7 protein-coding genes and 2 pseudogenes are annotated in these 12,065 nt (G+C 74.2%); 5 read left to right on the top strand and 4 right to left on the bottom strand.

The features are described 5' to 3' along the window. Window positions 1-70: 70 nt before the first annotated feature. Complete coding sequence (locus tag EBN88_RS10115) at window positions 71-898, bottom strand: SDR family NAD(P)-dependent oxidoreductase (RefSeq protein WP_122183479.1); 828 nt, start codon at window positions 896-898, stop codon at window positions 71-73. Between the two features lie 104 nt (window positions 899-1,002). Between EBN88_RS10115 and EBN88_RS10110 the strand changes: the two genes are divergently transcribed. Then, window positions 1,003-1,497, top strand: a complete 495-nt coding sequence (locus EBN88_RS10110) for a MarR family winged helix-turn-helix transcriptional regulator (protein WP_122183478.1) — start codon at window positions 1,003-1,005, stop codon at window positions 1,495-1,497. 165 nt (window positions 1,498-1,662) lie between these two features. Here EBN88_RS10110 and EBN88_RS10105 read toward each other — a convergent pair whose 3' ends face one another. Both EBN88_RS10105 and EBN88_RS10100 read right to left on the bottom strand, forming a co-directional pair. After that, window positions 1,663-4,716, bottom strand: coding sequence for an alpha-mannosidase (locus EBN88_RS10105; RefSeq protein ID WP_122183477.1), 3,054 nt, complete (start codon window positions 4,714-4,716; stop codon window positions 1,663-1,665). Window positions 4,717-4,900: 184 nt separating this feature from the next. Beyond that, window positions 4,901-7,075 (bottom strand): ROK family protein, encoded by a 2,175-nt coding sequence (locus EBN88_RS10100; RefSeq protein ID WP_122183476.1) that lies wholly within the window; start codon window positions 7,073-7,075, stop codon window positions 4,901-4,903. Window positions 7,076-7,338: 263 nt separating this feature from the next. On the opposite strand from EBN88_RS10100, the pseudogene EBN88_RS31180 reads away from it, so the two are divergent. From EBN88_RS31180 to EBN88_RS10085, 4 genes and pseudogenes are all read left to right on the top strand, one after another. Continuing rightward, window positions 7,339-8,025: pseudogene (locus EBN88_RS31180) on the top strand (DUF2264 domain-containing protein); the annotation flags it as partial. Between the two features lie 795 nt (window positions 8,026-8,820). After that, window positions 8,821-9,351, top strand: a pseudogene (locus EBN88_RS31705) (class I SAM-dependent DNA methyltransferase); the annotation flags it as partial. 318 nt (window positions 9,352-9,669) lie between these two features. Then, window positions 9,670-10,326, top strand: coding sequence for a hypothetical protein (locus EBN88_RS10090; protein ID WP_122183475.1), 657 nt, complete (start codon window positions 9,670-9,672; stop codon window positions 10,324-10,326). Then, the gene (locus EBN88_RS10085) at window positions 10,323-11,414 is read left to right on the top strand and encodes a hypothetical protein (RefSeq protein ID WP_122183474.1); all 1,092 of its coding nucleotides are present in this window, start codon (window positions 10,323-10,325) and stop codon (window positions 11,412-11,414) included. Before EBN88_RS10090 ends, EBN88_RS10085 begins: the two co-directional genes overlap by 4 nt. Window positions 11,415-11,490: 76 nt before the next feature. On the opposite strand, the gene EBN88_RS10080 is transcribed toward EBN88_RS10085, so the two are convergent. After that, the coding region (locus EBN88_RS10080; RefSeq protein ID WP_158621343.1) for a YeeE/YedE thiosulfate transporter family protein at window positions 11,491-12,065 on the bottom strand (575 nt) is incomplete at its 5' end.

Below are 12,065 nucleotides of genomic sequence, written 5' to 3'. Positions count from 1 at the left end.
CGCTCCCCTCGGTCGCTGCCGGTCGTCCGCCGCCCGTCGGGCGGGCCAGGACACGGTAGCGCCCCGGCGGTCAGGGCCCCACATGGTGCGCGCGGGCGGCCGAGGAGCCCTCGCGCAGCAACTCCCCGGTCAGATGCGCGTTGGCGGCCGAGCCGAGAAAGAGGATCAGCGAGGCCACGTCGGAGGCGTCCGACAGCCGCCGGGTCGGGGTGCCGGCGGCCAGCCCGTCGATCAGGGTTCGCGGGAACGGCGGCCGGCTGTCGGTCAGGGTGAACCCCGGCGCGACGACGTTGACCAGGATGCCGTCCCGGCCCGCCTCCCAGGCCAACGCCCTGGCCATGCCGTGCAGTCCGGCCTTCGCCGTGCCATAGGGCCCCGGCCCCGGCAGACCCTCCTCGGCCACGCCCGACGACACCAGGACGATCCGCCCCCAGCCCCGGGCGCGCATCGTCGGCAGCACCTCACGGACCTGGGCGGCGGCGCCGATCAGGTTGGCGTCGACCATGGCACGCCACTCGGCCAGCGGCACGTCCTCGAAGCGCACCGTCGGGTCGGGCGCGTTCCCGCCCCAGCGCACCGCGTTGGCCACCAACACGTCCACGCCGCCCCAGCGTTCGACGACGGCGGCGTGGGCGCGGGCCACGGTGTCCAGGTCGGTCAGGTCCAGCGGAACCGCCAACGCTCGCCCGCCGGCGGCCTCCACCTCGGCGGCGACGCGTTCGGCCCGCTCCCGGCCCGAGCGGTAGGTGAGCGCCACCCGCGCGCCCTCGGCGCCGAAGGCGCGCGCGGTCGCCGCGCCGATGCCGCTGGAGGCGCCGCTGACCAGCACCACGCGGTCGTTGAGTTCGGTCTGCACGGTGAACCCGCCCTTCTCGGCCGTTCGTTGGGAACGCCTCATGGAGACGCGGATCAGGGTAGACCACAACGAGTTGAGTTCAATACGGTTGTGAAAACAAACCATCTCCGTTCGGAATGGTCTGCCGCTTTGCTAATCTCCTGGGCATGAGCGCTCCCCCGGCCCGGCCGCACGACGACCTGCACTGGCTGTTCGCGCGGTTGAAGCAGGCGTTGGCCGGCGCGCAGGTGCCGGCGCTGGCGCGCCACGGGTTGAGTCACTGGGGGTACACGGTGCTGCTGGCGGTGGCCGAGAGCCCCGCCGGGAGTCAGCTCGCGCTGGCCCGCGCCGTCTCCGTCGACAAGAGCAAACTCGTCCAGATCCTCGACGAGTTGGAGCGCGCCGGGCTGCTCGCGCGGCGCCCGGACCCCGCCGACCGCCGGGCCAGGATCGTGACCGTCACCGAGGAGGGCACCCGGGTGCTCGCCGCCGCCCGGGCCGAGGTGGCGGCCGTCGAACGGCGGCTGCTGGCCGGCTGCGAGCCGGCCGCCGCCGAGGCGCTGCGCGCGACGCTGCGCGAGCTGGTCGGCGCGCCGGCGGACGGGCTCGACGGCGGCGACCCGGGCGCCACCTCCTGCGTCGAGCCCGGCCACGGGGGCTGACCCGGGCCGACCGGAACGCGGCCCCGGCCCCACCTGCGCGAACCCCCGCCCACCGACCCTCTTCCGGGCGGTGGGCGGGGGCGTTCTCGGCGGCTGCCACGGTGCTCTCGGCGGCCGTCACGGCGTTCACGGGGCCGGCCGCGACAGCAGGACCCGTACCCGGGTTCAGCCGGCGGCCGGCGTCAGCCGCAGGGTGCGGATCTCGAACGGGCGCAGCCGCAACCGGTCGAGATCCGGGGCCGGTTCGTCGGCCAACGGCCGCTCCAACAGGTCGGTCACCACGGCGCCGGCCAGCGGCACGTCGCAGCCCAGCCGGGCGGTCGCCCGCCCGCCGAGCGACTCGTAGAGCCGCACCACCAGGTCGCCCGAGCCGTCGTCGGCCAGCTTGACCGCCTCGATCACCACCGCCTCGTTGTCCACCGTGACCAGCGGCGCCACCGCGCGGTCGCCCGGCACCCGGCGCTCCGGCAGGTTGAAGTGGTACCCCTCGCGGATCGCGTCGCCCAGCGAGGCGTTCACCACCAGCCCGTAGCTCAGCCGGTGTTGGCCCAGGTCGGCCTCCGGGTCGGGGAAGCTGGCGGCGCGCAGCAGGGTGAGCCGCAACGTGGTGGTCGAGCCGCCGTCGTCGCGCACGTCCCGGGTGACCTCGTGGCCGTAGGAGGAGTCGTTGACCAGCGCCACGCCGAAGCCCGGCTCCTCCACCTGGAGCCAGCGGTGCGCGCAGAACTCGAACTTCGCCGCCTCCCAGCTGGTGTTGGCGTGGGTGGGGCGCGGGGTGTGGCCGAACGGGATCTCGCCCCGCGACAGTTCGGCCCGGACGTCCACCGGGAAGGCGACCTTGAGCAGCTTCTCGCGCTCCCGCCAGTCCACCCGGGTGTCGACGTCCAGCCGCCGCACGCCCGCCGGCAGCGTCAGGGTCTGCTCGATCCGGGAGGCGCCCACGGTGCGCACCACCCGCACCCCGCCGTCCGGCAGGGCGGAGACCTCGTCCGCCTCGGTGAGGTCGGTGACGGCGTTGCGGTAGAAGGCGTCGATGTCCCAGGCGTCCCACTGGTTGGGGAAGTCCTGGTGCAGCTGGAGCAGGTTGGCCGCCGAGCCGGGCGCCACGGCCTCCCGCTCCGCCGCGATGTCCCAGATCGAGGTGATCAGGCCGCGTTCGTCCACGGTGACCCGCAGCAGCCCGTTGTCCAGGGTGAACGGGGCCCGCTCCGCCGCCGCCCTGGCCGGCGCCGGCTCGACGTCCGGGGCCGGGGCCGCGCCCAGCGCGGGCACGCCGCCGCGCGCGTGCGGGGCCGCGTTGAAGACGACCGTTCCGCCGCCCTCGCCGCCGCCGGCCAACGCCCGCTGGGCCGCGTCGAGCAGCTCCGTCAGCTCGGCGACGACCTCGGCGTAGGTCTCCTCCGCCTCCTGGTGGACCCAGGCGATGGAGGAGCCCGGCAGGATGTCGTGGAACTGGTGGGTGAGCACCGTCTTCCAGATCCGGTCCAGCGCCTCGTACGGGTAGGCCGCGCCGGTGCGCAGCGTCGCCGTGGCGCACCACAGCTCGACCTCCCGCAGCAGGTGCTCGCTGCGGCGGTTCCCCTGCTTGGTGCCCAACTGGCTGGTCAGCGTGCCCCGGTGCAGCTCCAGATACAGCTCGCCGACCCAGACCGGCGCCTGCTCGCCGTACTCCTCGTGCGCCTTGGCGAAGAACTCGGCCGGCCCCTCGATCGCGACCCTGGCCGAGCCGGCCAGGTCGCCCAGGCGCGCGGCGCGGCCCAGCATCTCCCGGGTGGGGCCGCCCCCGCCGTCGCCGTAGCCGAACGGCACCAGCGAGCGGTTGGCCAGGCCCTTGTCGCGGAAGTTCCGCTCGCTGTGGGCGATCTCGGCGCCGGACAGGTCGGCGTTGTAGGTATCGACGGGCGGGAAGTGGCTGAAGATCCGGGTGCCGTCGATGCCCTCCCACCAGAAGGTGTGGTGCGGGAAGTCGTTGGTGGTGTTCCAGGAGATCTTCTGGGTGAGGAACCAGCGCACCCCGGCCAGCTTCATCAGCTGGGGGAGGGCCGCGTTGTACCCGAAGGTGTCGGGCAGCCACATCTCCTCGGTCTCGACCCCGAACTCCTCCAGGTAGAACCGCTTTCCGTGGACGAACTGCCGCACCAGGGACTCGCCGCCGGTGATGTTGGTGTCCGGCTCCACCCACAGGCTGCCCGTGGGGAGGAACTGCCCGGTGCGGGCCTTCTCCTGGGCGCGGGCGTAGACCTCGGGCCGGTGCTCCCTGAGCCAGGCCAGCTGCTGGGCCTGGGACATGACGAACTGGAACTCCGGGTGCTCGTCCATGAGCGCGGTCACGTTGGAGACCGTGCGGGCGACCTTGCGGACCGTCTCGCGCAGCGGCCACAGCCAGGCGGTGTCGATGTGCGCGTGGCCCACGGCCGAGATCCGGTGTGCCCGCTCGCCCGCCGGCACGGCGAGCGCGGGCGCCAGCAGCTCGCGCGCGGCCGGCGCGGTGCCCGCGATGTCGTGCAGGTCGACGGCGTCCAGCGCGGCCTCGACGGCGCGCAGCAGCTGCCAGCGGCGGGTGTCCTCCTCGGGCAGCTCGGCCAGCACGCCGCCGAGCACGTCGAGGTCCTGGGCCAACTCCCAGACGGTGCGGTCGAAGACGGCCAGGTCGGCCCTGGCCAGCCGGTAGATCGGCTCGCCGGCGGCGCCCGCCGCCTCGCCGGTCAGCCACGGCGCGCGGTCGCCCGAGCGGGTGGGCAGGAACGGGACGCCGCCGGGCCCGTCGTCCAGGATCACGGGGTTGGCGGCGGCCTCCACGTAGTAGGTGAACTCCTCGCCGCCGACGGCCTCCTCGGCGACGGTCAGCCAGGCGTTGCGCGGGTTGAGCGCCTTCACGGGGGTGCCGTCGGCGCGGTAGGCGAGGCCCTCGGCGGCGAAGCCGGCCTTGGTGGCGTCGAAGCCGAGGTCGAGCACGGCCTCGACGCGGCGGCCCGCCCACTCCTTCGGGACGGTGCCGCTGATCCGGAACCAGCAGGTGGACCACGCGGGGCCCCAGCGGTGGCCGACGGAGACCGGCTCGTACTCGGCCCTGAGGCCCTCGGCCACGGGCACCGGCTCGCCGCCGACGGGCCACACCCCGACGTCGAGCGGGACACCGTGCGCGTGCACGGCGGGAAGCAGACGCTGGGTGAGCACGCGGTGCAGGCGTCGTTCGATGAGGACGGGGTCACGATGCATGGCTGTTATGAAAAGCCAATGGATGAAGTTAGTCAACGTCGTCTCGTCCGCCGGTCACCGCCCGTCCGGCGGCGGCCCGCGCGCCGGACGGCAGTTCCCCGAACCACGTCGTGAGGTTCCCTGGACAGCGTGGGGTGATGCGGGGAGCGGGCGGCGGGTCGCCGACGCGCGACTGTAAAGAGAGTTAGTTTCCGAGAGTGGGGGGTCGGAGTGCGCCCCGGGGGCTGACATGGGTGCGCAGCCGGGGCGCGAACGCGGCGTGGAAGACGCTGGAGGCGGCGCCCACGGCGGCGGCCGACTCGTTGAGCAGCGAGTGCGCCACCCGCACCGGCCGCACCGCGCGCGCCACCGGGAAGCGGTTGACGGCCGTGTCGATCTCGGCGAGATAGATCTCAGCCACCTCGGGCCGCACGGCCGGTCCGCCCACGATCAGCAGCGCGGTGTCCAACAGGTCGGTGACGCCCACCGCCCCACGCGCCACCACCCGGGCCACCGAGCGCAGTATCTCCACGGCCTTGGCGTCCCCGGCGAACGCCGCCCGGCAGGCCAACTCGTAGGCCCTGGGGTCGTCGGCCGAGACAAGCCCGGCCTCGGCGGCGCGGCGCACCACGGTCGGGATCGGCGCGCACTCCTCCACCATCGCCGGGCCGCCCTCCTCGGTCAGCCGGTTGACGCTGAGCGCGCACAGCTCGCCGAACTCCCCGGCGTTGCCGGTGCGTCCCCGGTACACGTCGCCGTTGAGGAACGCGCCGCAGCCGGCGCCGGTGCCCAGATAGAGATAGACGAAGTCACCGGCGCGCTCGGCGGCTCCTATCCACCGTTCGCCGATCGCCGCCGCCGTGACGTCCTTCTCCAGGATGACCGGCATCGCCAGCCGCCGGGACAGCTCCTCGCGCAGCGGCACGTCCTCCCAACCGTCGAAGAGCGGCGGGTCCTTGACCACCCCGGCCTCGGCGTCCAACGGCCCCGGCACCGCGATCCCGACGCCCAGCAGCGGGTCGGTGGCCGGGCGCGCCGCCTCGATGGCCTCGCTCGCCATCCGCGTCACCAGGGAGATCACCCACTCCGGGTCGCTCCGCTCGTGCAGCGAGACCTGGCGCCTGGCGACCACCCCGCCGCAGAGGTCGACCACGACCTGGGTGATCATCTCCGGGTCCAGATGGATGCCGACGGCGTGCGAGGCGTCGGCGCGCAGCCGCAGCGGCACCCTCGGCTTGCCCTTGCCGGCCGGCCTGTGGGCGTCCTCCACCAGGAACTCGCTGGTCAGCAGGTTCCGCGTGATCCGCGAGACGGCCTGCGGGGTCAGCCCGGTGCGCTGAGCGATCTCCACCCGGGAGAGCGCGCCGGCCTCCCTGATGCTCTCGATGACCAGCTTCTCGTTGAACGAGCCCAACGCCAGCTGGTCGAACGCGCGCGGGGTGCGCGGCGGCGGCCCGGGGGCGACGCCCTCGTCGGGGCGGCGCCAGAGCGTGCCGTCCGAACGCAGCGCCGCCAGCAGGGAGTCGAGCACGGGACGCGCGGCCACGGGGCCGTGCAGCAGCTCCGACGAGCAGATCGCGCTCAGCGTGGCGGGCCAGCTCATGGCGTCCGAGGCCAGATGCCAGGTCTCGTCCTCCACCCGGGGCCCGGGCTCCACCTCGCCGGTCGGGTCCCAGAGCAACACCCGCAGCGGGCCCCCGCGTTGGGGGGCTTGCGAAAGCGTGTGGAGGAGCGCGGTCAACTCCGCGCGCCCCTCGGCGGTGAACCGCACCGGGCTGACCCGGGGGAGGGACAGCTCGGCGCTGAGCGCGGCGTTGCGCGCCATCCGCTCGGCGACCGGCGCCGGCGGGCCGGCCCTGCGCGCCTCCGCCGGGGACTCGGCGATCACCAGTGCCACCGCCTCCGCGTGCGTCCACAGCCCGAGCAACAGCGGCTGTTCGCAGGTCAGCGGCGGGTTGGTGGGCAGGGTCAACGGGGAGTGCCGCTCGCCGTCGATGCCCCAGCGGCGCCAGACCGCGCTCAACGCCGTGTGGGAGATGCCCAGATGGTCCGCGAGTGCGCGGGCCGACCAGGAGCGGCGCGGCGCCGGCGGCCCGGCGAGCGTCGCCGCGACCACGTCCGCCTCGTCTATGCGCGGCGGCCGACCGCTGCGCGGCCGGTGTTCGAGGCCGGCCAACCCCTGCGCCGCGTAGCGGCGGCGCCAGGAGGTGACGGTGGGGCGGGAGATCCGCAGGGCCCGCGCGCTGTCCGAGACCGAGACGCCGTCGGCGGCGTCCAGCACGATCCGCGCGCGCACCTCACGCTCGGGGCGCTCGGCCGCCCAGGCGAGGAGGGCCGCGCGTTCCGCCTCGGTCAGCGGGAGTTCGGGATGGTCACGCATGGCCCCATCCAACACCCTTCGCCCGCCCGCTGTAAAAGTACTAACTGGCCACCCGGTGCCGGCCCGCTCCCGGCAACTGCCCGCTTTGTCGGCTTCATTGGGGCATGGTTGCCCCGACCGTCGGGGAAAACCCGAGCTTTCCACTCCCGAGGCGTTGACTTAATCAATCCGTTGGATTTGCATGACCTCCGTCTCGGCCGAGGAAGGGGCACGTATGAGCACACCCAGGGACCCGGTGGGCCGCAGACGCTCCCGCTGCCGGAGTGGCCCGGAGGCGGTGCCCGCGCGGCACGACGTCCACCGCCGCGCGCCGGGCTCCTCCTGGTCGGACACCCTCGCCGAGTGGCGCCGCGAGGCGGCGACACCATCCGCGCCGAGTACGAAGAGTCCTGCGAGAACCTCGCGTGACCGTGCCCCTTCCCGCCCCCGTGCCCGCCCCCACCACCACCCGCGCCCACTGGGAACGCACGGCCGACCGGCTGCTGTTGGCCGTCCGCCCGCACGCCACGCCGCACCACGGGCTGATCCACCCGCCGGGCCCGGCCAGCGCCAACGGCCGCTGGAGCGACGGGCTTGAGGGCTTCGCCCGCACCTTTCTGCTGGCCGCCTTCCGGCGGGCCGGCGCCGGCGGCGACGACCCGCACGGACACGCCGACTGGTACGCGCGCGGCCCGGCGGCCGGCGTCGAGCCCGCAGGCCCCGAACGCTGGCCCACCTTCGCAGAGCGCGGCCAGGCCAGGGTGGAGGCCGCCTCCCTCGCCATCGCCCTGCACGAGACCCGCCCCTGGATCTGGGACCAACTGCCCGACCGCACCAGGGCGTTGCTCAGCGAGTGGCTCGGCCGGATGGTCGGCGACGCCATGCCGGGCAACAACTGGATCTGGTTCCAGGCGGTCACCGAGGCGTTCAACGCCACCGTCGGCGGCCCCTGGGACCCGGCCGACCTGGAGCGGACCATCGCGCTCACCGACCAGTGGTACGCCGGCGACGGCTGGTACAGCGACGGGCTGACCGGCGGCGCGCACGCCCGACACCCAACTCCCGGTGGAACGCGGCGACTTCGCCGGAACCCTCAACGCGCCCGGCTGGCTGGTCGCCGGCACGGCGGCCGACGGCGTGGTCCGGGTCGTCAACCACGGCAGCGATCACGCCGACCCGGCCCGCCCCGCCTCCGACGACCCGGCCTACGCCCGGCTGTCCTACTCCACCCACACCGCGCCCGAGATGCCGGCCGACCCGACCGGCGGGCCGCTGGACTCCACGGTTACCCTGGTCGGCGCGGCCGGCCGCGCCGACCACCGCAGGCCGCTGACCAGGGTCAGCGTCCGGGGCCGCGTCGGCGTCTCCCGCGGCGGGGCGCACTGGCCGGCCGACGAGCGCTGGGACCCGTTCGGCGGCCCCGACACCGACTACCGGCTCGGGCCCTGGATCACCGTGGCCTCCGTGCTGCGCGGCGCCATCGAGGTCCGGCTGGCGCGGGTCGAGCCTGCCCGTCCCGGACGGGCCGCCCAACCCGACGCCGTGGGCGGGCCGTTGACGCTGCGCTTTGGCGGCTGGGCGCTGCCGGTGCGCGACGCGGGCGCCGGCAGGACCGCCGGGCCCACCCGCACCCACACCGGTCCGCTCGCCACCGTCACCGGCGCCGACGGGCTGGTCTCCACCCTGGTCGGGCTGCGCGGCCTGGACCTCGCCGAGGTGCGGCACGCGGCCGACAGCAACCCGCTCGGCCCGCGCTCGGCGACCACGGCCCGGAGTTCCTCGGCGCCCCGGGCTCCGTGCTGGAGATCGGCTGCGGCACCGGCCGTGCGGTGGCCCATCTCGCCGAGCGGGCCGTGCACGCGACGGGAGTCGACCTGTCCCCGGTCATGATGGCCAAGGCGCGTGAGCGGTGGCGGGCGACCGGAGCACGATTCGAGTGCGCCGAGGTACTCGACTTCCTCGCCGGGGACCGCGCCACCTACGACGCGGTGTACCCCGTCTTCGGCGCCGCCTGGTTCACGGACCCGAGCAGACTGTTCCCGCTCGTCGCCCGGCGGCTCGCCCCCGGGGGCGTGTTCGCGTTCTCCCAACCTCCCGCCATTCCCGGAGCGTACGGCCCGCAGGGCAGGTACAAGGGTGGCTTCGCTGGGCCCGCCCTGTTCACCTACCGCTACAGCCACACCCCACGCGGGTGGCGGAACCTGCTGCGCCGCGCCGGCTTCACCCGCGTCGAGGCACGGGTACTGGACGCCCCGACGCCCGGACACATCGGCACCCTGATCGTGCGGGCCAGCTAGGCCGCGCCCCGGAGGCGGCCCCGCCACGGGAAGGATGGCGCGACCGGATGCCGCTGCTGTATCCGCGCGAGTTGCTGAGCGCGCTCGCCCACGAGGACGACAGCTGGGGCGCGGCGGCGATGGTGAAGCGACCGGTCGCCCCGTTCCGCTGAGCGCTCAGCGCGCGGCGAGCGCGGACCCGCGCCGGCGCGCGTCCCGGTGTGGCGCGGCAAGTTGGTAACAAGCACCCGGAGTTACCCGGCACTGTCACCGCGCGTCGGTACAGTGGCGGTGGGTCTGTCCGATACCGCCTCTCATTCACCGAAAACGGGGACTCCTGTGACGCGCCGCCTCCGCACCGCTCTCCTCGCCGCGACCGCCACCGCGCTGCTGCTGACCGCCACGACCGCCTGCGGCGACGACTCGGACGACGGCGGCAACGACGACATCCCCGGCGTGGACGAGGGCGGCGCGTCCGAGGAGCCGGAGACCCCCACCGACGCCCCGACGGACGAGGTCCCCGACCGCCCGGAGATCACCCTCCCGGAGAACCTGGAACTCACCTTCGAGGGCTGGGAGTCGGCCGACCCGAGCGAGCAGTCCGTACTCAACGACGGGCGGGAACGGCTCCGTTCGATCTTCGCCGCCGCCGCCCAGGACCGGGACCCGGCGGCCGATCATGTGCTCTTCTACCACGGTGAGGGCGAGGGCCTGAGCAATGCCCAGTACTGGATCGAGGGCTTCACCGAGTTCAACCTCACCATCGAGGGCACCATTCGCTATGTCGAGCCCGAGGTGACGGTGGACGGCGATGCCGCCACCCTGAACTACTGCGCGGACGAGTCGGAGGCGAGCGCCGTCGACATCGACACCGGCGAGCCCACCGAGGCCTCCGAGGAGCCGGACCTCTACTACACGACGAACCTTCAGAAGGACGACAGGGGAGTTTGGGTGACCACCAACGTCCACACTGAGCGGCAGGACTGCGCGAGATGACCGGCGGGAGACCACGGGCGGTCGTTCTCGCCACCGTGGCGCTTCTCCTGGCCTCCGCCGGGCTCGCGCCCGAGGCGCGGGCGCTGGGCGGGGGCCATGGCGACGAGGGAAGCGGCACCGACGGGGGTGGCCAGGACGGGGACACGCTCACCGCCGAGGCGCAGACGGAGGTGGTGATCACCGGGGACACCGGCGGTGAGGGGGACGGGAGCCTCGCGCCGATCGACACCGGGTGGACCCCGCCCGTCTGCTGGTACGAACCGTTCATGACCGCCGAGGAGTTCGAGGCGGCCGTCGAGAGCCTGGACGGCCACGCCAACCGGGCGCTCAACATCTGGTCGCCGGCGCAGGCGTTCACCGACATCTACCGCGACAACAACCCCGCCGACTGGGCGGTCAACTTCAACAGCGTCTACGGCGGCGTCGGTTACGACAACTACAACCTCGACATCGCCGACGAGGGACTCTGGTGGCACGGGGTGATCAACCCCAACCGGCGGAACGAGTACCGCGCCGGCACCGACTGCGTCGAGCCCATCTTCTGGGGCGACCCGACGGACGTCCCCGCGCTGCCCGAGGCCATCGACGACGAGGTGCTCGCCGAGTACGCCTACGACGAGATCGGCATCCCGGACACCGAGATCGAGTTGAGCCCGGACGGCGAGCAGCTGGTCAACCTCGCCACCTGGATCTGGATGGAGGAGGCGCTCCTCGAACCGCGCACGGTGCGGGCCGAGTTGCCGATCAGCGGGGTGTGGGCGGAGACCACGGCCGAGCCGGTCTCGTTGACCATCGACCCGGGTTCGGAGGACGCCGTGGTCTTCCCCGCCTCCGGCGAGTGCGCGGTGAGCGAGGGCGGGCGGATCGGCGCGCCGTGGACCCGGGGCGACGAGGGCGAGGACCCGCCCTGCGGGGTGCGGTACGAGCGTTCCACGCACCGGGACGGTTCGTTCACCCTGACCGCGAGCCTGACCTGGGAGGTCAGTTGGACCGGCTCCCAGTCGGGCGGGCCGCACCCGCTGCCCGGCGGGGTCTTCGAGACGACCTACGACATCGTGGTGTCGGAGTCGCAGGCGATCGTCCGCTGAGCCGCGCGCCCGGAGAAGGACGCGCCCACCGGGGTGGAACGGCCCGGCCCCGCCATGGGGCCGGGCCGCCGTGTGATCAGCAGACGCCGTCGCTGGGCTTGGGGTTGGCCAGCCCGAACAGCGGGCGCAGCCTCAGCCCGGCGTAGGTGCCCAACAGCGCGGTCAGGCCCCAGATCCAGCCGTGCAGGCTGCCGGAGGCGATCCCCGCGAGGTAGGCGCCGATGTTGCAGCCGCCGGCCAGCCGCGCGCCGATGCCCATCAGCACCCCGCCGAGCACGGCGGCGACGCCGGTCCGCCACGGCACGCCCCGGTGCAGCGCCCAGGTGCCGCCGAGCGAGGCGGCCACGGCGGCGCCCACCATGATCCCGATGTCGGTCAGGCTGTTCTTGTCGGCGAGGACCGAGCCGGCCAACATGTCGGCGTTCCCCGGCTGTTGCCAGAAGCTCCAGTTCTCCGGCTGCCCGCCGAGCGCCCCCACCAGCTCGCTGCCCCACAGCGCGAACGCGCTGGTCACGCCCCAGGCGCCGCCCGAGACCAGCAGCACGCCGGCGCCCAGCACCGCCAGCACCACGGCGCCGGCCGCCAGCGGCCAGGAGCCGCGCAGCGCGCGCCGGGCCACGCCCCGCGCGGTGGGCACCGCGCCGGTGGGCG

Source organism: Streptomyces triticirhizae (assembly GCF_003696235.1).
Taxonomy (GTDB): domain Bacteria; phylum Actinomycetota; class Actinomycetes; order Streptomycetales; family Streptomycetaceae; genus Streptomyces; species Streptomyces triticirhizae.
This window is presented reverse-complemented; position numbering and strand designations above follow the sequence as displayed.

Excerpts from the sequence above, each read along its gene's own strand:
- EBN88_RS10115 (WP_122183479.1), bottom strand. The coding sequence starts at position 898 with ATGAGGCGTTCCCAACGAACGGCCGAGAAGGGCGGGTTCACCGTGCAG.
- EBN88_RS10110 (WP_122183478.1), top strand. The coding sequence starts at position 1,003 with ATGAGCGCTCCCCCGGCCCGGCCGCACGACGACCTGCACTGGCTGTTC.
- EBN88_RS10105 (WP_122183477.1), bottom strand. The coding sequence starts at position 4,716 with ATGCATCGTGACCCCGTCCTCATCGAACGACGCCTGCACCGCGTGCTC.
- EBN88_RS10100 (WP_122183476.1), bottom strand. The coding sequence starts at position 7,075 with ATGCGTGACCATCCCGAACTCCCGCTGACCGAGGCGGAACGCGCGGCC.
- EBN88_RS10085 (WP_122183474.1), top strand. The coding sequence starts at position 10,323 with ATGACCGGCGGGAGACCACGGGCGGTCGTTCTCGCCACCGTGGCGCTT.